Here is a 23375-nt window from a genome sequence, read left to right as displayed (position 1 = left end):
CGCGCTGTCTCAGCGGCGCACCGCCTGCGCCAGCGCTGCCCAGGCCTTGAGGGTGAGCGGGTGGGTAAAGCCTGCCCCCGCCACAGGGTGGGACGACAGCTTGACCACCACCATCTCGGCAGCCGGGTTCACGTGGATGAACTGGCCGTGGATGCCCGCAGCCTCGTAGGCGCCGTCGGCGTTGTGCAGCACCCACCACTGGTTGCGGTAGCTGTAGCCGGGCCGAAAGGCCATGCCCCCCATCTTGAACTTCTCGCGGTCGCCGCCCTTGGCGGTGTCGTCGATCACGGCCTTGTCAAAAATTTTCTGGCCGTTGAAGCTGCCGCCCAGGCGCAGCATCTCGCCAAACCGCGCCAGGTCGCGCGCCGTGGCGGTGAGGCCTGCGCCCTGCAGGGGCGTGCCCACGCTGTCCACCATCACATGGGCGTCTTCCTCGGTGCCCAGCTTTTGCCAGATGTTGTCGCTCATGAGCTCGGCCCAGTGTTTGCCGGTAGCGCGCGACACGATCCAGCCCAGCACCTCAGAATGCACGGTGCGGTACACAAAACCGGCGCCGTGTTCGCCTTCCTTCTTGAGCGTCTTGAGGAAGTCGTAGACATTGGTCGGCCCCTGGTAACCAGGCGGACGTGGCAGCAGGCCGCTGGACCAGCTGTAGCCAAAGATCTCGGTGGTCGGGTCGGTGTAGACCTCGCGGAAGCGCACGGCGCCCGTCATGTCCATCACATCGCGCACCTTCATGTCGCCCCAGGCCGATTCGGCCAGCTCCGGCACGTACTTGGCCACCAGCGCCTCGGGGTCGATCTTGCCCTCGTGCGCCAGCTGCGCCGCCATGAGCCCGGTGAACGACTTGGTGACCGAGAACAGCAGATGCGGCGAGTAGGGCTTCATCTGGTTGTCGTAGCGCTCGTACACCACGCGGCCCTTGTGCATCACCACCAGTGCATCGGTGTAGGTGCGGGTGAACCATTGGTCCACCGTGATGGGCTGGCCCTTGTCGTCATCGAATGCCACTGCGCCCAATGGTCGCGGGTCGGCCGGCAACGCAGATGGTGCGGCACCGCCCCGGCGGATATTGCGTGTGGGCTGCAGCTCGCGCAGGTGCTGCACGGCCCAGCGCAGCTGCGGGTATTTGTACGAGTTGCTCAGGTCCACACGCTGCGCCCCTTCGGGTGGGAAGGTGCTCATGTAGCCCAGCTTGTCCAGCGTCACGGTCTCGGGCGCTGGTAGCGCCGGGGCCTGCGCCTGGGCTGGGACCGCAAAGGCCACACCCAATGCCGCCGCAGCGCAGGCTGCCCGCCACAGCGCGGCTGGGAATGCGCCAGAACGCCGGGGCTGCGCAGGATGCGCAGGGTGAGCGGTTTGCGCCGCAGAGGCGCTGTAAGTCTTGTGCATGGCTTGTCTCCTTGTGGTGTTGTGTTGTGTTGCTTGGTGCAGCATTCGGGCGAAGCGTCCCTCAGAACAGCGTCCAAGGTATGACGGGCTGCCAGCCACCGCCCCACCATGGTGCTGCGCCCCGCGCAAGGCAGGATGTCACCCGCGCGACCTTTGTCATACATAAATTTGCGCAAGTTCTCACCGCCTGGGTCCACCGCCCTGCCTGCGGCGCGCCCACCCCTTCTGGTACGCTCAGACAGATATGTCTGCCCCCTCCGCCACCGCAGCGTCTGCGGCCGCCCCTGTCTCTGTCCAACCCGGTCTGGCCATTCTGGTGCTGGCCCTGTTGCTGTCCATCCAGCCCGTCACCACCGACCTGTACCTGCCCGCGCTGCCCGCGCTCACCCGCAGCCTGGGCGCGCCCATGGCGGCGGCGCAGCTCACGCTCAGCGGGCTGCTGCTGGCGTTTGGTTGTTCTCAGATGGTGTGGGGCCCTCTGTCTGACCGCTTTGGCCGCCGCCCCATCCTGCTGGCGGGCCTGACCATCTACACCGTGGCCTCGCTGGGCAGTGCCTTTGCGCCGACCATGGGCCTGCTGATTCTGTGGCGCATCGCCCAGGGTGCTGCCATGGGGGCCGTGGTGATGTGCGCGCGCGCCATCGTGCGCGACCTGTACACCCCGCTGGAGGGCGCGCGCGCCATGTCCAAGGCGCTCACGGGGCTGGGCATCGTGGCCTGCATCTGCGCGCCCATGGGTGGCCTGCTGAGCGAATGGCTGGGCTGGCGCGCTGCGCTGCTGGCACTCACGGTGTACGCCGTGGTCACGCTGGCGCTGGTGGCCTTGCGCTTGCCCGAGACCCTGGCCCACCGCAACCCCCAAGCGCTGCAGCCCCGTGCGCTGGTGGGCACCTGGCAACAGGTGTTGCGCAGCCCCACCTTCTGGGCGTTTTCGCTGCAGACCACGGCCACCTATGGTGGGCTGTTCACGTTTCTGGCGTCGTCTTCGTTCGTCTACATCGACGTGCTGGGCCTCACGCGCACCATGTATGGCTGGGTCATGGCGTCTGCCTGCGTGGCCTACTTCGCGGGCACCTTTGTATGCCGCGCTCTGCTGGCACGGTTTGGCCTGCAGCGCACGGTGGCCATTGCCGGGGCCTTGAGCGCCAGCGGCGGCACGCTGATGGCGCTGGTGGCCTGGATGGGCTGGCACCACCCCTGGGCACTGACGCTACCGTTCTACCTGTTCATGGTGGCGCACGGCATCCACCAGCCCTGCGGGCAAAGTGGCGCCGTAGGGCCTTTCCCCAAGGCGGCAGGTGTCGCATCCGCGCTCAACGGTTTCATGATGATGCTGGCGGCCTTTGCCATTGGCGGCTGGCTGGGGCTGCGGCTCGATGGCACGGTCTGGCCGCTGGTCAACGGCATCTGGTTCTGGTCGGTGGTGCTGGCCGTGATCTCGTGGACGCTGGTGCAGAAGTTTGGAGCGCCCCGTGAGCACGCCTGACACTCTACCTACCATCGCCCTGGCGGGCCCCACGGCGTCGGGCAAGACCGCCGGCGCGCTGGCGCTGGCCGCCGTGCTGGGCAAACAGGGCCGGCCGGTCGAGATCATCAGCGTGGACTCGGCCCTGGTGTACCGGGGCATGGACATTGGCACGGCCAAGCCCACGCCCGACGAGCGCGTCGCCGTGCCACACCACCTCATCGACATCCGCGACCCGCTGCAGGCCTACAGCGCCGCCGAGTTTGTGCAGGACGCCACCCGGCTCATCGCCGAGATCCGCGCGCGCGGCGCAATGCCATTACTGGTGGGCGGCACCATGCTGTACTTCAAGGCACTGTTTGATGGCATTGACGACATGCCCGCCGCCGACCCCGAGGTACGCGCCAAGATCGAAGCCGAGGCGGCCGAGCAGGGCTGGCCCGCCCTGCATGCCGAGCTGGCGCGTGTGGACCCAGTGACGGCCGCGCGCCTGGCCCCCGGCGACAGCCAGCGTATCCAGCGGGCGCTGGAGGTATGGCATGTGTCAGGCCAGCCGTTGTCGAGCTTTCACACTATCAAAAAGGTAGCAGACAACACAAACAACACTGGCGCTAGCGCGCTTTTTTCCTTGGAACCCGAGAACCGGGCCTGGCTGCATGAGCGCATCGCCCAGCGTTTCGACGCCATGCTGGCTGGCGGCTTCATCGACGAGGTGGCGGCCCTGCGCGCACGCGGCGACCTGCACCCCGACCTGCCCTCCATGCGCTGCGTAGGCTACCGGCAGGTGTGGGAGGAGCTGGACTTCCAGGCCAGCCGTCCTGCGGGCACCCCGTTGAACACGGCCTTCCTGCGCGAACGCGGCATTGCCGCCACACGGCAACTGGCCAAGCGCCAGATCACCTGGCTGCGCAGCATGCCGCAGCGCCAGGCCATCGCCTGCGACCAGCCCCATGCCGTGGCCACGCTGGTGCAGGCCGTGCTGCAACGCCTGGAGCAGCCCACGCCATGACGCTGCTGGGTGTGCAGAACCTGGGCAAGCACTACGGCAGCACGCCGGTGTTCGCCAACGTGCAGTTCGCCGTGGCACCCGGCGAGTTTGTGGCCATCGTGGGCGATTCGGGCGTGGGCAAGTCCACCCTGCTCAACTGCCTGGCGGGACTGGATACCTGGGACACAGGCAGCATCACCCATGGCACTACCGACCTGGGCCAGCTCGACGACACCGCTCGCGCGCTGTGGCGCCGCGCCCATGTGGGTTTTGTGTTCCAGGCCTTCCACGTGCTGCCGCACCTGGACGTGGCACAGAATGTGGCACTGCCGCTGATGCTGCTGGGCCAAACCGACGCGGCCCGGGTGCAGCACATGCTGGCCGCCGTGGGCCTGGAAGGTCTGGGCGCACGGCTGCCTCAGCAGCTCAGCGGCGGGCAGCTGCAGCGTGTGGCCATCGCCCGCGCGCTGGTGCACCGCCCCGCCCTGCTGCTGGCCGACGAGCCCACCGGCAACCTCGACCCCACCACCGCCACGCGCGTGATGGACCTGCTGCTGGCGCAGACACGCGAGCACGGCGCATCGCTGGTGCTGGTCACCCATTCCGACGCTGCTGCGGCGCGGGCCGACCGGGTGCTGCGCCTCACTGCCAGCGGCATCGCCGCCTAGGCAAACCCGAACTTCAGCGAAGGCGTAGAGCGGATCACACTGCCCAGCGCAGCGGTTCTGGCCAAGCGCAGCAACGACGCCAGAAGGGTTGTGTGAGCCACGCTCACTCGATGTTCAGCCGCTGCGCCGCCTTGTTCACCTTCTTGGGCAGGTTCAGCGTCAGCACGCCGTTGTCGTACTTGGCCTTGGCCTGCGCGGCGTCCACATCGGCGGGCAACTGGAAGCTGCGGGCCACAGCGCCAAAGTAGCGCTCGCTGCGCAGCACCTTCTCGCCCTCGCGCTTTTCATCGTGCTGGCGCACCTCGGCGCGCAGGCTCACCACATTGCCTTCGAGCGAGACATGGATGTCCTCCTTCGCCACGCCGGGCACCTCGGCCTGCACCGTGTAGCCGCTTTCGGTTTCCTTCACATCCACCTTGATCTGGCTGGGCGAAGGCAGGTTGTCGCCATGCAGCGGGCGCACGTAAAAGCCGGGGGCAATGTCCTTGAAAAAGTCGTCAAACAGACTGCCACGGGTCACGAGAGAGTTCATGGTTTTGGCTCCTGAAAAGGGGTTGAAACAGACAACTGAGCCAGCGCAGGAGGGCGGGCCCTGACTCCAAGATAGGCCTGCGGCATCGCGGCTTCAAGGGGGTTGAAATGCAAGGTTGATGTGCGTCAAAAACCCAGGCTCCCAACGCCTGCGGCCACAATGCTGGCCATGCTCGCCCTGCTCCGCACCTTCTCCTGGCAAGACCTGCGCCACCACCCCTGGCGCAGCGCCGCAGCGGTGGCGGCCGTGATGCTGGGTGTGGCACTGGCGTTTGCGGTGCATGTGATCAATGCGTCGGCGCTGGACGAGTTCTCGCAGGCCGTGCGCGCCGTCAACGGCCAGCCCGACCTGGAGCTGCGCGCCATGCAAGGCGGCCTGCCCGAGGCGCTGTACGAACGCCTGGCCACCGACCCACAAGTGACCCGCGCCAGCCCGCTGCTGGAGCTGTCGGCCGTAGCGCAGGCAGCCACCACGGCGGGCGCTAATGCAGCGGGCACCAAAGACCAGTCCCTTCGCACTCCCATCCGTGTGCTGGGCGCCGATGCACTGCTGCTGCCCACCATGGCCCCGGCGCTGGTGCCACGCCCCTGGGACAGCGCCGACCGGTTTGCCCTCTTCGCCCCCGCAACGGTGTTCCTCAACACGGCCGCGCTGCAGGTGCTGGGGCTTTCTGCCGCCGCTCCAGCACCATCGTCGCCCCTGCCCCGCCTTACGCTGCAGGTGGGTTTGCAACAGGCGCTCACGGTGCAGGTGGCGGGCACCGTGACCGCCGGCGGCGCGCCGCTGGCCGTGATGGACATTGGCGCTGCGCAAGATCTGTTTGGCCGTGCGGGCGCACTCACCCGCATCGACCTGCAACTGCAGCCCGGCACCGACCGCACTGCGTGGGAAGCCACACTGCGCGCGCAGCCCGGCTGGCCTGCCAACCTAGTGCTGGCGCAGCCCGGCGATGCCACCCAGCGCATCAGCAACCTGTCGCGCGCCTACCGGGTCAACCTGACGGTGCTGGCGCTGGTGGCACTGTTCACCGGGGCGTTTCTGGTGTTCTCGGTGCTGGCCCTCAGCGTGGCGCAGCGCGGGCCGCAGTTTGCGCTGCTGGCCGTGCTGGGCGCCACACCGCGCCAGCGGCTGGCACTGGTGCTGGCAGAGTCGGCAGCGCTGGGCCTGCTGGGCAGCGTGCTGGGCATAACGCTGGGCACCGCGCTGGCTGCCACAGCGCTGCAACTGCTGGGCGGCGACCTGGGCGGTGGCTACTTTGCGGGCGTGCGGCCCGCGCTGCAATGGAGCGCCCCCGCCGCCCTGATGTACGGCGCACTGGGCGTGGCGGCCGCCTTGGCGGGTGGCTGGTGGCCCGCCCGCGCCGCGCAGACCCTGCCCCCGGCCCAGACCCTGAAGGGCCTTGGCGCCGCAGCCAGCCAGGCGGACAAGGGCACTGTTGGTATCGTTTTGATAGCTGCCGGGGCAATTTTGACTAGCGCTCCACCCGTATTTGGCATTCCACTGGCCGCGTACGTCGCCATTGCCCTGCTGCTGGTGGGTGGCATCGCCCTGTTGCCCTGGGGCATGGCGCGGTTGCTGGCATGGCTGCAGCCCCTGGCCGCACGCCATGCGCTGCCACTGCTGGCGCTGGAGCGCGCGCGGCGCATGCGGGGCAGCGCTGCCATCGCGGTGGGCGGCGTGGTCGCATCCCTCAGCCTGGCCGTTGCGCTGACGGTGATGGTGTCCAGCTTTCGCGGCTCGGTCACACAGTGGCTGGACGCGGTGCTGCCGTCGCCGCTGTACGTGCGCTCGGCCCTCAGTGCGGGTGGCACGGGCGGCGGTGAGGCCGCGTTGCTGCCTGCGGGCTTTGCGGAGGCGGTGGGCCAGTTGCCAGGACTGGACCACGTGCAGCCCCTGCGCGCCAGCCCGCTGCAGCTGTCCCCCACCCTGCCCGCCCTCACGGTGCTGAGCCGCCCCCTGGGAGATGAGCCGGCGCAGACCCTGCCGCTGGTGGGCGAGGCCCTGCCCGTGCCCCCCGGCCGCACCGGCGTCTACATCAGCGAGGCCGTGGTGGACCTGTACGGCCTGCGCCCCGGCATGGAGTGGCCTGCACTTTCCAAGGCTTTTAGCCCTCAAGCGCCAGAGAATCATGCGCCAGCAGCTATCTTTTACATAGCAGGCATCTGGCGTGACTATGCCCGGCAAACCGGCGCCGTGGTGATGGACCGCGCTGTGTGGCTGCGCCTGACCGGCGACGCCCGCACCAGCGACCTGGCCCTGTGGCCCAGCGAGGGCACCGATGTGTCTGCCTTGCAGGCGTCCATCCGCGCGCTCGCTGCGACCCAAGCCGGCCGCCAGCCCTCCACTGCGGCGGGCGCCACCACGGGCGACGGTAACGAGGCCCTGGTGGAATTCAGCTCCGCCGCCACCATCCGCGAACGCTCGCTGCGCATCTTCGACCGCAGCTTTGCCGTCACCTACTGGCTGCAGGCCGTCGCCATCGGCATCGGCCTGTTCGGCGTGGCCGCCAGCTTCAGCGCCCAGGTGCTGGCACGGCGCAAGGAGTTTGGCCTGCTCGCCCACCTGGGCCTCACGCGGCGCCAGATCCTGACCGTGGTGGCGGGCGAAGGGGCCGCGTGGACGGCGGTGGGTGCAGCGGCGGGCGTGCTGCTGGGGCTGGCCGTGTCCGTGGTGCTGGTGCACGTGGTCAACCCGCAGAGTTTTCACTGGACGATGGATTTGGCGGTGCCGGGTTGGAGGTTGCTGGGGCTGTGTGCTGCCGTTGTTGTGTCGGGCACGGTCACCGCATGGCTGGCGGGCCGGGCGGCAGCAGGGCGTGATGCGGTGATGGCGGTGAAGGAGGATTGGTGAAGATACAAGCTACCCCATGGAACACCGCGACAATGCAACTATGTCTTTTCAACAGAACACCTCCGGACCTTGCCACCCTCAAGATCGCGCCCCCTGGCTGCACGAAGCCATCGCTCGCATCGAAGCCGACTACCAGCGCAGTGCCGACACCCACCTGATCCCACTGCGCTTGCCAGCGTTTGCCGCGCATGGCATTGACCTGTACCTCAAGGACGAATCCACCCACCCCACGGGCAGCCTGAAGCACCGGCTGGCGCGGTCGCTGTTTTTGTATGCGCTGTGCAATGGCTGGGTGCATGAGGGCTCGACCATCGTCGAGTCGTCCAGCGGCTCCACGGCGGTGAGTGAGGCTTACTTTGCCCGGCTGCTAGGGTTGCCGTTTGTGGCGGTGATGCCGCGCAGCACGTCACCCGAGAAAGTGGCGCAGATCGAGTTCCATGGCGGGCGTTGCCACTTTGTGGACAGCGCGGGCGCTGTGTATGACGCGGCCCGTGCGATTGCCGAGGAGACGGGCGGCCACTACATGGACCAGTTCACGTATGCCGAGCGCGCGACCGACTGGCGCGGCAACAACAACATTGCCGAGAGCATGTTCACGCAGATGGCGCGCGAGCCGCACCCTGTGCCGCACTGGATCGTGGTGGGCGCGGGCACGGGCGGCACCAGCGCCACCATTGGCCGCTACGTGCGCTACCAGCGCCATGCCACGCAGGTGTGTGTGGCCGACCCGGCGGGGTCGGTGTTCAGCGCCTACCACCGCACGGGCGATGCGCAGTTGACGGCGCCAGGATCCCGCATTGAAGGCATTGGTCGCCCACGGGTGGAGCCAAGCTTTATCCGTACGCTGGTGGACCGCATGGTGGATGTGGCGGACTGCGAGTCCATCGCCGCCATGCGTGCGCTGTCGCAGTTGCTGGGGCGGCGCGTGGGCCCGTCCACAGGCACCAACTTTGTGGCCATGCTCACGCTGGCCAGCGAGATGCGCGAACGGGGCGAGCGCGGCTCCATCCTGTCGCTGCTGTGTGATGCGGGCGAACGGTATCTGCCCACGTACTTCGACACGGCATGGGTGGACCGCACGTTTGGCGATTGCTCGGCTGCGCAGCAGAAGGTGGATGGCCTGATCGGCTGATGCCAGCCACGCACTGCACCATGCCCTCCCACCCATTGCCCCCAGGTTCTTTGCCGCTTGCCCCCGGTCCCATGGTCACGCGCCGGCGGTGGCTGGCGCAACAGATGCCCTGGGGCCTGGCCGCCATCGGGGCTGCGGGGTGGTTGCCCCTTTCCGCGCATGCCTTGCCTGCACGCACGCTGGCCTTTCCGCGCGACCATGGCAGCCACCCGGAGCTGCGCACCGAGTGGTGGTACATCACCGGCCATGTGCAGGCGCAGGGGCAGCCCTGGGGTTTTCAGATCACGTTCTTCCGCTCGCGGGTGGATGGCACGCAGCAGTTGCAGTCCGCCTTTGCGGCCAAACACCTGCTGTTTGCGCACGCCGCCATCACCGATGTGCGAGGCCAGCAGCTGGTGCATGACCAGCGGATTGCGCGTGCCGGTTTTGGGGTGGCGCAGGCCAGTGAGGCCGACACCCGCATCCGCCTGCAGGACTGGACGCTGGAGCGCAGCGACACAGCGCGCGGCAAGTCAGACTTTGCAGCCAGCCGCTACACCACCCACATCGTGGGCAGCGATTTTGGGCTGGACCTGGTGTTTGACAGCACCCAGCCCGTGCTGCTGCAGGGGCAGCAAGGGCTGTCCCGCAAGGGGCCGGACGCCGAGCAGGCCAGTTACTACTACAGCCAGCCACAGTTGGCCGTCAGCGGCACCTTGCAGGTGGGCAACCAACGCATGGCGGTGACGCCCGACACTGGCCGCGCCTGGATGGACCACGAGTGGAGCGAGGCACTGCTGCACCCTGACGCCCAGGGGTGGGACTGGATCGGCATGAACCTGCACGACGGCAGCGCGCTCACAGCCTTTCGCCTGCGGCGGGCTGATGGCACTGCGTTGTGGGCGGGAGGATCGTGGCGAGCGCCCGGGCAGCCGGTGCAGGTGTTTGGGGCGCAGTCTGTGGCGTTCACCCCCTTGCGGTGGTGGACCAGCCCGCGCAGTGGCGCGCGCTACCCGGTGCAGTGGCGGGTGGAAACGCCCGCAGGCAGCTTTGAAGTGAACGCGCTGCTGGAAAGCCAGGAGCTGGACAGCAGCGGATCAACGGGGGCGATCTATTGGGAAGGCCTGTCTGACCTGATGAGCGCCAGAGGCCAACCTATAGGTAGGGGCTACCTGGAGATGACTGGATACGCAAAGCCGCTGCGCCTGTAAAAGCAGCAGCGGCTTGATGTCAGAAAGACACCGCCAGATCGGGCGGTGTCACATCTTCAATGCTTGGCGGAGCTGCCTGCGCGGCGCTGCGCCAGCCAGGCAATGATCTCGCCCATGATGCCGCGGCGGAAAGCCAGCACGCAGATCACGAAAATCAGGCCCGTGACCATGGTGACGGATTCGCCCAGGGTCTTGAACCATTCCACGCTGGTCAAGGCGGCCAACAGGTTGCCGAATTCACCGATCTTGTTCTCCAGCAGCACCACCACGGCCGAGCCAATGAGCGGGCCCGACAGCGTGCCCAGGCCGCCTACCAGCGTCATCAGGATGACCTGACCCGACGCGGTCCAGTGCACATCGGACAGCGTGGCAAAGCCAAGCACCAGGGTCTTGAGAGAGCCTGCCAGGCCCGCCAGAGCCGCCGACAACACAAAGGCCAGCAGCTTGAAGCGGTGCGTGTCATAGCCCAGCGAGATGGCGCGGGGCTCGTTCTCCTTGATGCCCTTGAGCACCTGGCCGAACGGCGAGTGGATGGTGCGCACGATCAGCAAGAAGGCCGCGACCACGATGACCAGCGCGACGTAGTACATGACGAGGTCGCTTTGCAGATCGATCACGCCAAACAGCTTACCGCGCGGCACACCCTGCAAGCCGTCCTCACCACCCGTGAAGGGGGCTTGGAGACAGGCAAAGAACAGCATCTGCGCCAGCGCCAATGTGATCATGGAGAAGTAAATGCCCTGGCGGCGAATGGCCAGCCAGCCAAACAGCAGGCCCAGCAGCGCGCCACCGGCGGTGCCGAGCAGCAGACCCACTTCAGGCGTCAGGCCCCACACCTTGATGGCGTGGCCAGCCACATAGGCTGCGCCACCGAGGAAGGCCGCATGGCCAAAAGACAGCAGGCCGGTGTAACCGAGCAGCAGGTTGAACGCGGAAGCAAACAGTGCAAAGCACATGAGCTTCATCACGAAGACGGGATAGGCGCCGAGAAAAGGCGCGGCAATGAGGGCCAGCAACAGCAGGCCGTAACCAATGGTGGCAGTGTTCTTGGAATTCATGCTGGCGGCCCCTTATTTTTCTTTGCCGAACAGGCCGGCGGGGCGAATGAGAAGAACGATGACCATGATGACGAACACCACGGTGGAAGATGCTTCGGGGTAGAACACCTTGGTGAAACCTTCGATCACTCCCAGGCCCAGCCCGGTCAAGATGGAGCCCATGATGGAGCCCATGCCGCCAATCACGACCACGGCAAACACCACGATGATCAGGTTCTGGCCCATGAGCGGGGTGACCTGGTACACGGGGGCGGCCAGCACACCGGCAAAAGCAGCCAGTGCGGCACCAAAGGCGTAGGTCAGGGTCACCATCACCGGCACGTTGATGCCGAAGGCTTCCACCAGGCGCGGGTTTTCAGTACCGGCGCGCAGATAGGCGCCCAGCTTGGTTTTTTCGATCACGTACCAGGTGCCGATGCACACCACCACCGAGGCCACCACCACCCACGCACGGTAATTGGGCATGATCATGAAGCCGAGGTTGGTCGCGCCTTCCAGCAGCTCGGGAGTGTCGTAGCCCAGGCCCGACACGCCATAGATGGAGCGAAACACGCCTTCGATCAGCAGGGTCAGGCCCAGCGTGAGCAGCAGCCCGTACAGGTGATCAAGCTTGTAGATCCAACGCAGCAGCAAGCGCTCGATCAGCACCCCAAACAGCCCCACCAAGAGCGGCGCCAGCACCAGCATCAACCAGTAGTTGATGCCGAAGTAGTTCATGGCCATCCATGTCAGCAATGCCCCGGTCATGAACAGTGCACCGTGCGCAAAGTTGATGACGTTGAGCAGGCCAAAGATCACAGCCAGCCCCAGGCTGAGGATTGCGTAGAACGATCCGTTGACCAGCCCCAGAAGGAGCTGGCTCAACAGGCCGGGCAATGAGACACCAAAGATTTCCATGGGAGGCAGCAGCAGGTGGAGAGAGTTCAGGTCAGAGGGCCACACCGGGACCGGCGTCCCGCTGGGACAGCTTGGCCGGCGTGGGCCCTCTCAGGGGTTTACTTCCAGAGCGGGCACTTGCTCTCGGCCTTGGTGGTGAACACGGAGTCACCAGGCAGCTTCTTGATCAGCTTGTAGTAGTCCCAGGGCTTGGTGGACTCTGCAGGCTTCTTCACTTCCATCAGGTACATGTCGTGTACGTAACGGCCGTCGGCGCGCAGCTGGCCCGAGCCGAAGAAGTCGTTCATCTTCATGCCGCGCCATGTGGTCATGACCTTGTCGGCGTCCACCGACTTGGCGGCTTCCACGGCCTTGAGGTAATTCATGGTGGCCGAGTAGTCAGCCGCCTGGATTTCGGTTGGCATGCGCTTGGTCTTCTCGAAGAAGCGGGCCGAGAACTTGCGGGTCTCGTCGTTCAGATCCCAGTACCAGCTGGTGGTGAACTGCAGGCCTTCGGTGTTGCGCAGGCCCAGGCTGTGCACGTCGGAGATGAAGATCAGCAGGCCGGCGAGCTTCATGCTTTTGCCGATGCCGAACTCCTTGGCAGCCTTGATGGAGTTGATGGTGTCACCACCTGCATTGGCCAGGCCCAGGATCTGTGCCTTGGAGTTCTGTGCCTGCAGCAGGAAGGACGAGAAGTCGGACGCGTTCAGCGGGTGGCGCACAGCGCCCACCACGTTGCCGCCCTTGGCCTTGACCACGGCGGTGGTGTCGGCTTCGAGCGCATGGCCGAAGGCATAGTCTGCCGTCAGGAAGTACCAGCTCTTGCCGCCACCATCCACAATGGCCGAGCCCGTGCCCTTGGCCAGTGCCACAGTGTCATACGCGTAGTGCACGGTGTACGGTGTGCACTGGTCGTTGGTCAGCGCGGAGCTGGCAGCACCGTTGTTGATATAGACACGCTTTTTCTCTGCAGCGACCTTGGCCGAAGCAAGTGCGGTACCCGAGTTGGTTCCCCCAAACAGCATTGTCAGGCCTTGGGTATCGATCCACTCCCTGGCCTTGGAGGCTGCGATGTCGGCCTTGTTCTGGTGGTCTGCTGTCAGCAGCTCGATGGGCATGCCCAGCACCTTGCCGCCAAAGTCATCAATCGCCATCTGAATGGCCACTGCGCCGTTCTTGCCTTCCACGTCCGCATACAGGCTGGACATGTCGGTGATGAAACCGATCTTGACCTTGTCCTGCGCGTGCGCGGCCGAGGTGGCCAGACCTGCAACGCCCAGCATCAGTGCCAGCACTTTGAGTTGTTTCTTCATGGATTTGTCTCCTGTGGGTGTGGTGGAAGAAAACGGTGGGGAAAGGGTGTGGGCGTGGCTCAGACGCCCAGCAGTTCGTTGAGCACGGGCATCTTGGCCTCCAGCTCGGCGGCGCCAAACTTCTCCACGATGCGGCCGTGCTCCATCACGTAGAACCGGTCGGCCAGCGGTGCGGCAAAACGGAAGTTCTGCTCAACCATGACCACGGTGTAGCCCTTCTGGCGCAGCATGGTGATCATGCGGGCCAGGGCCTGCACGATGACGGGCGCCAGGCCTTCGGAGATTTCATCGAGCAGCAGCAGATTGGCGCCAGTGCGCAGGATGCGGGCCACGGCCAGCATCTGCTGTTCACCGCCCGACAGGCGCGTGCCCTGGCTGTTCTTGCGCTCGGCCAGGTTGGGGAACATGGCGTAGATCTCCTGCACCGACATGCCCGGCGTGCCCGTCTTGAGGGCGGGTGGCAACAGCAGGTTTTCTTCGCACGACAGGCTGGAGAAAATGCCACGCTCTTCAGGGCAGTAGCCCACGCCCAGGTGCGCAATACGGTGCGTGGGCATGTTCACGGTTTCCACGCCGTTGATCTTGACCGAACCCTTGCGCGCACCGGTCAGCCCCATGATGGCGCGCATGGTGGTGGTGCGGCCTGCACCGTTGCGGCCCAGCAGCGTGACCACCTCGCCCGGCTGGACGACGATGTCCACGCCGTGCAGCACATGCGACTCGCCGTACCAGGCTTCGAGGTTCTTGATTTCGAGTGCGGGAGCGCCAGCCATCAGTGCGCTCCCTGCAGTTGGCCGTCGGTCGTGCCCATGTAGGCTTCCATGACTTGGGGGTTGTTGGAGACTTCTGCGTAGGGGCCTTCGGCCAGCACGGCGCCGCGCTGCAGCACGGTGATACGGTCTGCGATGGTCGACACCACCTTCATGTTGTGTTCCACCATCAGGATGGTGCGGCCTGCCGAGACCTTCTTGATGAGCTGGGTAACGCGGTCCACGTCTTCGTGGCCCATGCCCTGCGTGGGCTCGTCCAGCAGCATCAACTCGGGCTCCATGGACAGCGTGGTCGCGATCTCCAATGCGCGCTTGCGGCCATAGGGCAGGTTCACGGTCACTTCATCGGCCAGGTCTTCCAGCCCCACCTCGGTCAGCAGTTGCATGGCACGGTCGTCAAGCTGTCGCAGGGTGCGCTCGCTGCGCCAGAAGTGAAACGAAGTGCCCAGCTTGCGCTGCAGGCCCAGGCGCACGTTCTCGATGAGTGTCAGGTGCGGGAACACGGCCGATATCTGGAACGAGCGGATCACTCCACGGCGCGCAATCTGTGCGGGCTGCTCTCGCGTGATGTCGTGCCCGTTGAAGCGGATGACACCCGAGGTCGGCTCCAGGAACTTGGTGAGCAGGTTGAAGCACGTGGTCTTGCCCGCACCATTGGGACCGATCAGCGCATGGATGGAGCCGCGCCGAACGGCCAGGTTCACATCGCTGACGGCGGTGAAGCCCTTGAACTCTTTGGTCAGGCTGTTGGTTTCAAGAATGACGTCGCTCATTGCGCCTTGGCCGCTCCGTAAGGTGCTGAAATGAGGAGCCTTGCAACAAGGTCTCCGGGGAGGTTGGATCGCAACGCATCGTATGTCTCCCTACCCCGCGGTAGATACTGGGACTAATGCCTATGTATAAATGCCTACGTACCCGCCCTGAGGGCGCATGGCGCCGGGGATGTACGGGCGCGGGCAGCGCGCCAATGCTCAATCTGACGCCGTGGCAGGCACAGAAGACCACGCGCGTTGGTGGTGCAGCGCCGCGCCCATCACTGACTTTTTACTGACAAGCCTTGGTATTCACCACCGTGGGCACCACTTATAACCATGGAGGGGCCGGACCGCGCTCCTTCTGCGGCACCCAGCTAAGCCGCCTACACTGCCATGATGCCCTCCCTCCCCTCCTCGACACCCGCCCGTGGCGCCCCCCGCTCGCTCACGGGACTGCTGCCCTTTTTGCGGCCGTATCGTGCGCGCATTGCACTGTCGCTGGTGTTCCTGGTGCTGGCGGCCTTGGCCACACTGGCGTTTCCCATGGCACTGCGCAATCTCATCGATGGAGGTCTGGTCTCTGCGACGGGTGACCGGGGAGCGCAGGCCATGGCCCTTAGTGGGCATTTTGAAGAGCTGTTTGCGGTGGCCATGGCACTGGGCGGGTTTTCAGCCGCGCGCTTTTATATGGTGAGCTGGCTGGGCGAGCGCGTCACCGCTGACCTGCGCAACGCCGTCTATAGCCATGTGCTGCAGCAAAGCCCCCAGTTCTTCGAGACCACCCAAACCGGCGAGGTGCTGTCGCGGCTGACGTCGGACACGACGCTGGTGCAGACCGTGGTCGGCTCATCGCTGTCCATGGGGCTGCGCAATGCGGTTCTGGGCCTGGGTGCCCTGGTCATGCTGGTGTGGACGAATCCCTATGTGATGTCGGTGGTACTGCTGGCCGTCGTGCTGGTGGTGCTGCCCACGATGTGGATCGGTCGCAGGGTGCGCCGATTGTCACGCGACAGCCAGGACCGCGTGGCCGACTCCAGCGCCATCGCGGCCGAAGTGCTCAACGCCATCCCCGTGGTGCAGAGCTATACCGCTGAGCCACGCGAGGCCTCAAGGTTTGCGCGGGCCACGGAAGACGCCTTTCGCGCGGCGGTCAAGCGCACCAAGGCACGCGCCTTGCTCGTGGCCTTCATCATCATCGCCAACGCGGCCCTGTTGCTGTGGGGGCTGTACCGGGGCACAGAAGCCGTGTTGGCCGGACAGATGAGTGCGGGCCACCTGGGCCAGACCGTGGTGTACGTGATTCTGCTGGCGAGCGCGGTGGCAGTGCTGGGCGAAGTGTACGGAGACCTGCTGCGTGCGGCCGGTGCCACCGAGCGCTTGATGGAATTGCTGTCGAGCCGGTCCCCCGTGGCAAACCCTGCGACACCCAAGCGGCTGCCCACTTCGGATCAAGGGCTGGAGGTGCAGTTTGACAACGTGCAGTTTCACTACCCGTCGCGCCCGGATCAGCCCGCACTGCAGAACTTCTCGCTGCACCTGTTACCCGGAGAGACGGTGGCACTGGTGGGCGCCAGCGGGGCGGGCAAGACAACGGTGTTTCAGTTGCTGCAGCGCTTTTATGACGTGGATAGAGGCAGGGAGGCGGGTGCTCAGGGTTCACGAGAGGGACGCATCCTATTGAACGGTGTGGACATCCGCGACCTGAGCCTGGACACACTGCGCGCCCATACGGGCACCGTGCCCCAGGATGCCGTGATTTTCTCCGCCTCGGCCATGGACAACGTCCGCTATGGCAGTCCGGATGCCTCCGACGAAGAGGTCATGGCGGCCACCCGGGCTGCCTTTGCGCATGACTTCATCGCAGCCCTGCCCGAGGGCTACCACACGTTTCTGGGCGAACGGGGTGTACGCCTGTCGGGCGGCCAGCGCCAACGCATCGCCATTGCCCGAGCCATGCTCAAAAATCCGCCCCTGTTGCTGCTGGACGAGGCCACCAGCGCACTGGACGCAGAAAGTGAGCGCATGGTGCAGGCCGCGCTGGACACCGCCATGCAGCGCCACACGGGCAGAAGGACCACGCTGGTAATCGCCCACCGCCTGGCCACGGTACAAAATGCCGACCGCATCGTGGTGCTGGACCACGGTCAGATCGTGGAGCAAGGCACCCACAGCGCATTGATGGCACAAGGTGGGGTGTATGCGCGCCTGGCGGCACTGCAGTTCACCAGTTGATCCCGGCACCATTCCGCAAGGTCTACCCCCAGGACCGGGTGCAGTGGCTACTGCAGGGTTTCCTTGACTGCCGCTGGCAACGGCACGACGGCAATGCCCTCATCCAGCAGCTGCAACGCCTCCTGCGCGGTGGCCTGGCCACGAATGGCCCGATCCTGAACCTCGCCGTGGTGCATGCGCCTGGCTTCATCGGCAAACCGGGAGCCGACATCTTCGGTATTCGCGACGACCTTGCGGGCCAGCTCCAGCCACGCTGCCTGTAGCGCCGGGGGAAGCGTCGATGCCTCGACCTGCACGCTGGAAACAGCACGCGAAACAGAAGTTGTGCCGGACGGTGCCGCCGCAGCTGCGGCGGGCTCGCGGGCGCCCAGATTCAGGCGCGGCGCGCTCAGCCGCTTGTCGATATGGACGTCTGCGCACAAAGGGCACTCCACCAACCCGCGCTGCTTCTGGCTCTGAAAGTCATCTTCAGAACCAAACCAGCCTTCAAACACATGGCCGTGCTGACATTGGAGATCCAGTACCTTCATAAGATGCATCGTACGCTGGCGAGCGCGATCCCATGATTGGCGCCACCAGGCACATCAACGTCCAGGTGCAGAGTTGTGTTCAGAAGTGCTCCACCCCATTTGCAGGCCTACAGCTGGCAACGGGGAAGTGCCCTCAAGGCTTTGTCGAATGGAACTGCCCGGAACCGACCGCTGCTTCAGCCGCGGCGCCGCAGCAGATACCGATAGACAAACCCGGGGAAGGCCAGCGTGAGAAACATGGTGCCGGTGATGGCGTAAAACTCCCAGCCCTGAGGTGCAATTTGGCCTGCACGACGCTCCAACAACAGAGCCATCCCGCCCACCAAGAAGTACAAAACGATCAGTTCGGCCATGCGCCCGACCAGAGGCTTGCCGTTGGCGACGGAGGGGCCCACCACCAGCCAGCGCTGATTGACGAAGGGCAGATTGGCGGCAATCAAAGCCGCCACAATCACAAGCCAAACCGAACCGGTAAGTGACACAGAGGAACTGATCGAGGCAGCAAATTGGGAATGGGAGCAGTAGCCCGCGCGGCGTGTGCACGCAGGCTACGATCAGGTCGCCAGTGCGCGGACCACGGCGTCGGCACACAGGGCCATCAAACCGCCTGGCAGCAAGCCCAACACCAGCACCAACGCGCCGTTGATGGTCAGCACCACGCGCACATCGGCGGGCGCCGATACATTGGTAGCGGTCAAGGGTGCGTCGAAATACATGACCTTCACCACCCGCAGGTAGTAGAACGCACCGATCAGCGACATGATCACGGCAAACACAGCCATCGCCATGTAGATGGTCTGCCCCGAAGCGATCAGGGCTTGAAGAACCGCCAGCTTGGCATAGAAGCCCACCAGAGGAGGAATACCTGCCATGGAGAACAGGCAGACAGCCATCACGCCAGCGTACAGGGGGCTCCGCTGATTGAGGCCTGCGAAATCGGAAATCTCTTCGCTCTCAAAACCTTCCCGGGCCAGCAGCAGGATCACACCAAAGGCCGCCAGCGTGGTCAACACATAGGTGATGACGTAGAACATCGAGGCGCTGTAGGCGTTCTCCACCGCAGTGGCGTCCACGTTGCCATTGATGACCCCGGACATCAGGCCCAGCAGCACAAAGCCCATCTGGGAGATGGTGGAGTAGGCCAGCATGCGCTTGAGATTGGTCTGCGCAATGGCTGCCAGGTTACCCACGAGCAAAGAACCAATCGCCAACACGGCCAGCATCTGTTGCCAGTCGATAGCCAGCGGCAGCAGACCATCCACCAGCAAACGGATGGTGATGGCAAATGCAGCCAGCTTGGGCGCACCACCAATCATCAGCGTCACTGCAGTGGGTGCGCCCTGGTAGACATCGGGAATCCACATGTGGAAGGGCACCACCCCCAGCTTGAAGGCCAGACCGGCTACCACAAACACCAAGCCGAACACCAGCACCTGATGCTTGATCTGACCGGAATTGACTGCCTTGAACACCTGGCCAATATCCAGCGAGCCCGTGGCACCGTACACCATGGACAACCCATACAGCAGGAAGCCACTGGCCATGGCGCCCAGCACAAAATACTTCATGGCCGCTTCTGTGGCGGTAGCGTTGTCGCGACGCAATGCCACCAGGGCATAGCTCGACAGCGTGAGCAACTCAAGCCCCAGGTAGATCACCAGGAAGTTGTTGCCCGAGATCATGATGAACATGCCGAGCAAAGCGAACATGGCCAGCGTGAAGAGCTCGCCCCCCCGCAACATGTCGCGGTCGGCAGCATAGGGGCGGCCATACACCAGGGTGACCATCATGGCCACGGTGGCAAAACACTTGAGCCAATTGCCCATGGCGTCACTCACCACCATGTTGCCAAAACCGTAGAAGGTGTTACCGCTGCTGGCATACATGGCCTGCAGGGCAGCCACCACGGCCAGCGTGAGCATGGTCAGCACATAGGTGCTGGTGCGACGAGGGCTGTGTACGCCCAGATCAACCAGCGCAATCACGCAGGCCATCGTCAACAGCACAATTTCGGGGTAAATCGCTAGCCAGCTGATGTTGTCAATCATCTCGAATCTCTCAGTTCAGTCTGGTCTGTTCAGTTCAGCTTGGTCTGCGCGACATGCTTGAGCAGTTCTGCCACCGAGGTGTCCATCACGTCGGTGAACGGACGGGGGTAGAGGCCCATGGCCAGCACCGCGATGCCCAGCACAGTAAGCACCAGGAACTCGCGGCTGTCGATGTCCGTCAAGCCCTTGACGTTGTCATTGCCCACGGGGCCCAGGTACACACGCTTGAACATCCACAGGGTGTAAGCAGCACCAAAAATCAGCGCAGTGGCGGAAGCCAGACCGATCCAGAAATTGGCCTTGACGGCACCCAGGATCACCATCCACTCACCCACAAAACCGGCCGTACCCGGCAGACCGCAGTTGGCCATGGCAAACAGCAGGGCAAACGCCGTGAAGTTCGGCATGGTATTGACCACGCCACCATAGGCGGCAATTTCACGGGAGTGCACGCGGTCGTACAAGACACCGATGGACAAGAACATCGCACCGGACACAAAACCGTGCGCAATCATCTGGACAATACCGCCGGACACGCCCAGGTCGTTGAAGATGAAAAAGCCCAAGGTCACAAAACCCATGTGCGCCACCGACGAGTAAGCCACCAGCTTCTTCATGTCCTTCTGGACCATGGCCACCAGGCCCACATAGATCACGGCGATCAGCGACAAGGCAATCATCAGCCAAGCCCACTGGCGTGCAGCGTCAGGAGCGATTGGCAGCGAAAACCGCAGAAAACCGTAGGCACCCAGTTTCAGCATGATGGCGGCCAACACTGCAGAACCGCCCGTAGGCGCCTCCACGTGCACATCGGGCAGCCAAGTGTGGACGGGCCACATGGGCACCTTCACAGCAAAGGCGGCAAAGAATGCGAAGAACAGCAGGGTCTGCGCACGTCCGCTCAACGGCAGCTGATGCCAGGTCGCAATGTCAAAGCTGCCACCCGACTGGTTGTACAGGTAGATCAGCGCGATGAGCATCAACAGCGATCCGAGCAGCGTATACAGGAAGAACTTGAACGCTGCGTAGATCTTGTTGGGGCCGCCCCAGATGCCGATGATCAGATACATCGGGATCAGCGTTGCCTCGAAGAACACATAGAACAGAATGCCGTCGAGTGCGCTGAACACACCGATCATGAGCCCCGAAAGGATCAGGAAAGCGCCCATGTACTGGTTCACGCGCTCCGTGATCGACTCCCAGGAAGCAATCACCACAATGACGGTAATGAATGCTGTCAGCGGCACGAACCAGAAGGAAATGCCGTCCACCCCAAGGTGGTAGTGGACGTTGAAGCGCTCGATCCAGTCAGCCTTCTCCACAAACTGCATGGCTGCTGTACCCAGCTTGAAGCCATCGTATAAAGGCAGCGTGACCAGGAAGCCGATCAGCGCGCCGACGAGCGCCAGCCAGCGCACGGCACGCGCGTGCTCATCGCGCCCGATGGCGAGCAACAGCACGCCAAACGCAATCGGTGTCCAGATTGCAAGACTCAACAGACCCATTTGTTGTTTTCCTTATTTGATGAGCTGCATGAAAACATCGCCCCAGACAAACCAGGTCATCAGTGCGAATACACCCAGGATCATCACCAGTGCGTAATGGAAGATAAAGCCAGACTGCACCCAGCGGACTACTCCCGCGACGCCACGGACCAGCTTCCAGGACCCGTTGACCAGGGCGCCATCGATCACAGCCTGATCCCCGCCCTTCCAGAGACCCACGCCCAGCGCACGTGCACCACGAGCCAGAATGTTCTCGTTGATCCAGTCGAGGTAGTACTTGTTTTCAAGCAATGTGTAGATGGGCTGTACGCGCGCCTTGATCGCCGTGGGCAACGCAGGATTGACCATGTACATGTAGTACGAAAGCGCAACACCTGCCAATGCGAGCCAGAACGGCGCCGTCTGCAGACCATGCAATGCCATGGCCCAGGCGCTGTGGAAATGCTCCGCCATGTGTGCCATGGAAGGATGCTTGGCCGCATTCACAAAAATGACATCCTTGAAGAAGTCCCCAAACAGCATGGGCTGGATGAACAAGAAGCCCACCACCACCGACGGGATCGCTAGCAGCACCAAGGGGACTGTCACCACCCAGGGCGACTCATGTGGCTTAGCGTCATGACCGTGGTGGTCATCATGGCCATGGTGATCGTCGTGGTGAGCATCCGGGTTCTGGTCGTAACGCTCCTTGCCATGGAAGACCAGGAAGTACATCCGGAACGAGTAAAACGCTGTGATGAACACACCTGCCAGCACAGCGAAGTGCGCGAAGCCCGCACCTGGCAGGTGGCTGAAGTGCACCGCCTCAATGATGCTGTCCTTGGAATAGAAACCCGAGAACAGCGGCGTGCCGATCAGGGCCATAGAACCCAGCAGCGAGGTGATCCAGGTGATGGGCATGTACTTGCGCACACCGCCCATCCAGCGGATGTCCTGGTTGTGATGCATGCCCATGATGACCGAGCCTGCGCCCAGGAACAACAAGGCTTTGAAGAACGCATGGGTCATCAGGTGGAACACAGCCACCGAGTACGCCGAGGCGCCAAGCGCTACTGTCATGTAGCCGAGCTGCGAAAGCGTCGAATACGCCACCACGCGCTTGATGTCGTTCTGGATGACGCCCAGGAAACCCATGAACAATGCTGTGATGGCACCAATCACCAGAATGAAACTCAGCGCAGTGTCCGACAGCTCGAACAGAGGCGACATGCGCGACACCATGAAGATACCGGCGGTCACCATGGTGGCAGCGTGGATCAGAGCGGAGATGGGAGTCGGACCCTCCATCGAATCAGGCAGCCAGACGTGCAAGGGAAACTGCGCCGACTTGCCCATAGCGCCGATGAACAGGCAGATGCAGATCACCGTGACGAGCATCCAGCTGGTGCCGGGGAACGACAGAGAGCCCAGTTCACCCGCCTTGGCGAAGATCTCGCCATAGTTCAAGGTGCCGGTATACGCTGCGATCAGGCCGATGCCCAGAATGAAGCCGAAGTCGCCGACACGGTTGACCAGAAACGCCTTCATGTTGGCGAAGATGGCAGAAGGCTTGTTGAACCAGAACCCGATGAGCAGGTAGGACACCAGACCCACCGCCTCCCAACCAAAGAACAGCTGCAGCAGGTTGTTGCTCATGACGAGCATGAGCATGGAGAAAGTGAACAGCGAAATGTAGGCAAAGAAGCGGTTGTAGCCCTCGTCTTCTTCCATGTAGCCAATGGTGTAGATGTGAACCATCAGCGACACAAAGGTCACCACCACCATCATCATCGCCGTGAGGCTGTCGATCAGGAAACCCACTTCCATCTTCAAGCCACCCACCACCATCCAGGTGTACAGGGTTTCATTGAACCGGGCACCATCGAGCGCCACGCTCTTGAGCGTCATCGCCGAGAGGATGAAAGCAACCAGCACCCCGAGGATGGTCAGGGTATGGCTCAGGCGACGACCGATCCAGTTACTACCGAAGGTCGTACCGAAGACGCCGGCCAGTACGGCGCCTGCCAGCGGTGCCAACGGCACTGCCAGGAGGGTTGAAGCAGAGAGGGTTTGACTCATTCTTGAGAAC

General features: G+C 64.0%; 19 protein-coding genes. 7 read left to right on the top strand and 12 right to left on the bottom strand.

The window, feature by feature from the left end:
- Window positions 1-9: 9 nt before the first annotated feature.
- The gene (locus tag ACTJKQ_RS05930; protein WP_440596302.1) at window positions 10-1392 is read right to left on the bottom strand and encodes a serine hydrolase domain-containing protein; all 1383 of its coding nucleotides are present in this window, start codon (window positions 1390-1392) and stop codon (window positions 10-12) included.
- Between the two features lie 244 nt (window positions 1393-1636).
- On the opposite strand from ACTJKQ_RS05930, the gene ACTJKQ_RS05925 reads away from it, so the two are divergent.
- From ACTJKQ_RS05925 to ACTJKQ_RS05915, 3 genes are read left to right on the top strand one after another with little or no spacing between them, the layout of a single operon-like run.
- Window positions 1637-2878, top strand: coding sequence for a multidrug effflux MFS transporter (locus ACTJKQ_RS05925; RefSeq protein WP_116749364.1), 1242 nt, complete (start codon window positions 1637-1639; stop codon window positions 2876-2878).
- On the top strand, window positions 2865-3866 hold the full coding sequence (gene miaA / locus ACTJKQ_RS05920; RefSeq protein WP_440596301.1) for a tRNA (adenosine(37)-N6)-dimethylallyltransferase MiaA: 1002 nt from the start codon (window positions 2865-2867) through the stop codon (window positions 3864-3866). Before ACTJKQ_RS05925 ends, miaA begins: the two co-directional genes overlap by 14 nt.
- On the top strand, window positions 3863-4513 hold the full coding sequence (locus tag ACTJKQ_RS05915; protein WP_440596300.1) for an ABC transporter ATP-binding protein: 651 nt from the start codon (window positions 3863-3865) through the stop codon (window positions 4511-4513). Before miaA ends, ACTJKQ_RS05915 begins: the two co-directional genes overlap by 4 nt.
- A gap of 103 nt (window positions 4514-4616) precedes the next feature.
- On the opposite strand, the gene ACTJKQ_RS05910 is transcribed toward ACTJKQ_RS05915, so the two are convergent.
- Window positions 4617-5045 (bottom strand): Hsp20/alpha crystallin family protein, encoded by a 429-nt coding sequence (locus ACTJKQ_RS05910; protein WP_015013295.1) that lies wholly within the window; start codon window positions 5043-5045, stop codon window positions 4617-4619.
- A 159-nt stretch (window positions 5046-5204) separates the two neighbouring features.
- On the opposite strand from ACTJKQ_RS05910, the gene ACTJKQ_RS05905 reads away from it, so the two are divergent.
- The 3 genes from ACTJKQ_RS05905 to ACTJKQ_RS05895 are packed head-to-tail and all read left to right on the top strand — an operon-like array spanning window position 5205 to window position 10217.
- Window positions 5205-7895: an FtsX-like permease family protein gene (locus ACTJKQ_RS05905; RefSeq protein WP_440596299.1), complete on the top strand. Its 2691-nt coding sequence runs from the start codon at window positions 5205-5207 to the stop codon at window positions 7893-7895.
- A gap of 40 nt (window positions 7896-7935) precedes the next feature.
- Window positions 7936-9027: a PLP-dependent cysteine synthase family protein gene (locus tag ACTJKQ_RS05900; protein ID WP_440596298.1), complete on the top strand. Its 1092-nt coding sequence runs from the start codon at window positions 7936-7938 to the stop codon at window positions 9025-9027.
- 20 nt (window positions 9028-9047) lie between these two features.
- Window positions 9048-10217 (top strand): lipocalin-like domain-containing protein, encoded by a 1170-nt coding sequence (locus ACTJKQ_RS05895; RefSeq protein ID WP_440596297.1) that lies wholly within the window; start codon window positions 9048-9050, stop codon window positions 10215-10217.
- Between the two features lie 56 nt (window positions 10218-10273).
- On the opposite strand, the gene ACTJKQ_RS05890 is transcribed toward ACTJKQ_RS05895, so the two are convergent.
- The 5 genes from ACTJKQ_RS05890 to ACTJKQ_RS05870 form a co-directional block, all read right to left on the bottom strand.
- Complete coding sequence (locus tag ACTJKQ_RS05890; RefSeq protein WP_395455601.1) at window positions 10274-11275, bottom strand: branched-chain amino acid ABC transporter permease; 1002 nt, start codon at window positions 11273-11275, stop codon at window positions 10274-10276.
- A 12-nt stretch (window positions 11276-11287) separates the two neighbouring features.
- Entirely contained in the window at window positions 11288-12172 is an 885-nt protein-coding gene (locus ACTJKQ_RS05885) for a branched-chain amino acid ABC transporter permease (RefSeq protein WP_056061592.1), read from the bottom strand.
- 98 nt (window positions 12173-12270) lie between these two features.
- Complete coding sequence (locus ACTJKQ_RS05880) at window positions 12271-13467, bottom strand: ABC transporter substrate-binding protein (protein ID WP_056061590.1); 1197 nt, start codon at window positions 13465-13467, stop codon at window positions 12271-12273.
- Between the two features lie 59 nt (window positions 13468-13526).
- The gene (locus ACTJKQ_RS05875; protein ID WP_056747689.1) at window positions 13527-14240 is read right to left on the bottom strand and encodes an ABC transporter ATP-binding protein; all 714 of its coding nucleotides are present in this window, start codon (window positions 14238-14240) and stop codon (window positions 13527-13529) included.
- Window positions 14240-15010 carry an ABC transporter ATP-binding protein gene (locus ACTJKQ_RS05870; RefSeq protein WP_015013285.1) on the bottom strand — a complete coding sequence of 257 codons (771 nt, stop codon included), beginning with the start codon at window positions 15008-15010 and terminating at the stop codon, window positions 14240-14242. The genes ACTJKQ_RS05875 and ACTJKQ_RS05870 overlap by 1 nt, the downstream gene beginning before the upstream one ends.
- A 378-nt stretch (window positions 15011-15388) precedes the next feature.
- Here ACTJKQ_RS05870 and ACTJKQ_RS05865 point away from each other — a divergent pair, with 378 nt between their 5' ends.
- A complete protein-coding gene (locus ACTJKQ_RS05865; protein WP_440596296.1) occupies window positions 15389-17224 on the top strand; it encodes an ABC transporter transmembrane domain-containing protein in 1836 nt (611 codons plus the stop codon).
- Between the two features lie 47 nt (window positions 17225-17271).
- Here the strand turns inward: ACTJKQ_RS05865 and ACTJKQ_RS05860 are convergent, their stop codons facing one another.
- The 5 genes from ACTJKQ_RS05860 to nuoL all read right to left on the bottom strand — a co-directional run bounded on the left by ACTJKQ_RS05860 (window position 17272) and on the right by nuoL (window position 23365).
- On the bottom strand, window positions 17272-17754 hold the full coding sequence (locus tag ACTJKQ_RS05860; RefSeq protein WP_440596295.1) for a DUF1178 family protein: 483 nt from the start codon (window positions 17752-17754) through the stop codon (window positions 17272-17274).
- Window positions 17755-17930: 176 nt separating this feature from the next.
- Window positions 17931-18236, bottom strand: coding sequence for a DUF2818 family protein (locus tag ACTJKQ_RS05855; protein ID WP_440596294.1), 306 nt, complete (start codon window positions 18234-18236; stop codon window positions 17931-17933).
- Window positions 18237-18308: 72 nt separating this feature from the next.
- A complete protein-coding gene (gene nuoN / locus ACTJKQ_RS05850; protein ID WP_440596293.1) occupies window positions 18309-19802 on the bottom strand; it encodes an NADH-quinone oxidoreductase subunit NuoN in 1494 nt (497 codons plus the stop codon).
- Window positions 19803-19831: 29 nt separating this feature from the next.
- On the bottom strand, window positions 19832-21307 hold the full coding sequence (locus ACTJKQ_RS05845) for an NADH-quinone oxidoreductase subunit M (RefSeq protein WP_440596292.1): 1476 nt from the start codon (window positions 21305-21307) through the stop codon (window positions 19832-19834).
- 12 nt (window positions 21308-21319) lie between these two features.
- Entirely contained in the window at window positions 21320-23365 is a 2046-nt protein-coding gene (nuoL, locus tag ACTJKQ_RS05840; RefSeq protein WP_440596291.1) for an NADH-quinone oxidoreductase subunit L, read from the bottom strand.
- Window positions 23366-23375 lie beyond the last annotated feature (10 nt).

Origin of the sequence: Acidovorax sp. 22279 (genome assembly GCF_052045435.1) — a bacterium.
In the GTDB taxonomy this organism is placed as follows: Bacteria; Pseudomonadota; Gammaproteobacteria; order Burkholderiales; family Burkholderiaceae_C; genus Acidovorax; species Acidovorax delafieldii.
The sequence above is the reverse complement of the archived record's forward strand: the minus strand, read 5'-3'. Positions and strand labels throughout refer to the sequence as shown.

What these genes read in the sequence shown, in the direction of transcription:
- ACTJKQ_RS05885 (WP_056061592.1), bottom strand. Translation starts at nt 12,172, where the DNA reads ATGGAAATCTTTGGTGTCTCATTGCCCGGCCTGTTGAGCCAGCTCCTT.
- ACTJKQ_RS05875 (WP_056747689.1), bottom strand. Translation starts at nt 14,240, where the DNA reads ATGGCTGGCGCTCCCGCACTCGAAATCAAGAACCTCGAAGCCTGGTAC.
- ACTJKQ_RS05895 (WP_440596297.1), top strand. Translation starts at nt 9,048, where the DNA reads ATGCCCTCCCACCCATTGCCCCCAGGTTCTTTGCCGCTTGCCCCCGGT.
- ACTJKQ_RS05925 (WP_116749364.1), top strand. Translation starts at nt 1,637, where the DNA reads ATGTCTGCCCCCTCCGCCACCGCAGCGTCTGCGGCCGCCCCTGTCTCT.
- ACTJKQ_RS05910 (WP_015013295.1), bottom strand. Translation starts at nt 5,045, where the DNA reads ATGAACTCTCTCGTGACCCGTGGCAGTCTGTTTGACGACTTTTTCAAG.
- nuoN (WP_440596293.1), bottom strand. Translation starts at nt 19,802, where the DNA reads ATGATTGACAACATCAGCTGGCTAGCGATTTACCCCGAAATTGTGCTG.
- ACTJKQ_RS05865 (WP_440596296.1), top strand. Translation starts at nt 15,389, where the DNA reads ATGCCCTCCCTCCCCTCCTCGACACCCGCCCGTGGCGCCCCCCGCTCG.
- ACTJKQ_RS05860 (WP_440596295.1), bottom strand. Translation starts at nt 17,754, where the DNA reads ATGAAGGTACTGGATCTCCAATGTCAGCACGGCCATGTGTTTGAAGGC.
- ACTJKQ_RS05880 (WP_056061590.1), bottom strand. Translation starts at nt 13,467, where the DNA reads ATGAAGAAACAACTCAAAGTGCTGGCACTGATGCTGGGCGTTGCAGGT.
- nuoL (WP_440596291.1), bottom strand. Translation starts at nt 23,365, where the DNA reads ATGAGTCAAACCCTCTCTGCTTCAACCCTCCTGGCAGTGCCGTTGGCA.
- ACTJKQ_RS05915 (WP_440596300.1), top strand. Translation starts at nt 3,863, where the DNA reads ATGACGCTGCTGGGTGTGCAGAACCTGGGCAAGCACTACGGCAGCACG.
- ACTJKQ_RS05905 (WP_440596299.1), top strand. Translation starts at nt 5,205, where the DNA reads ATGCTGGCCATGCTCGCCCTGCTCCGCACCTTCTCCTGGCAAGACCTG.
- ACTJKQ_RS05890 (WP_395455601.1), bottom strand. Translation starts at nt 11,275, where the DNA reads ATGAATTCCAAGAACACTGCCACCATTGGTTACGGCCTGCTGTTGCTG.
- ACTJKQ_RS05870 (WP_015013285.1), bottom strand. Translation starts at nt 15,010, where the DNA reads ATGAGCGACGTCATTCTTGAAACCAACAGCCTGACCAAAGAGTTCAAG.
- ACTJKQ_RS05930 (WP_440596302.1), bottom strand. Translation starts at nt 1,392, where the DNA reads ATGCACAAGACTTACAGCGCCTCTGCGGCGCAAACCGCTCACCCTGCG.
- ACTJKQ_RS05845 (WP_440596292.1), bottom strand. Translation starts at nt 21,307, where the DNA reads ATGGGTCTGTTGAGTCTTGCAATCTGGACACCGATTGCGTTTGGCGTG.
- ACTJKQ_RS05900 (WP_440596298.1), top strand. Translation starts at nt 7,936, where the DNA reads ATGTCTTTTCAACAGAACACCTCCGGACCTTGCCACCCTCAAGATCGC.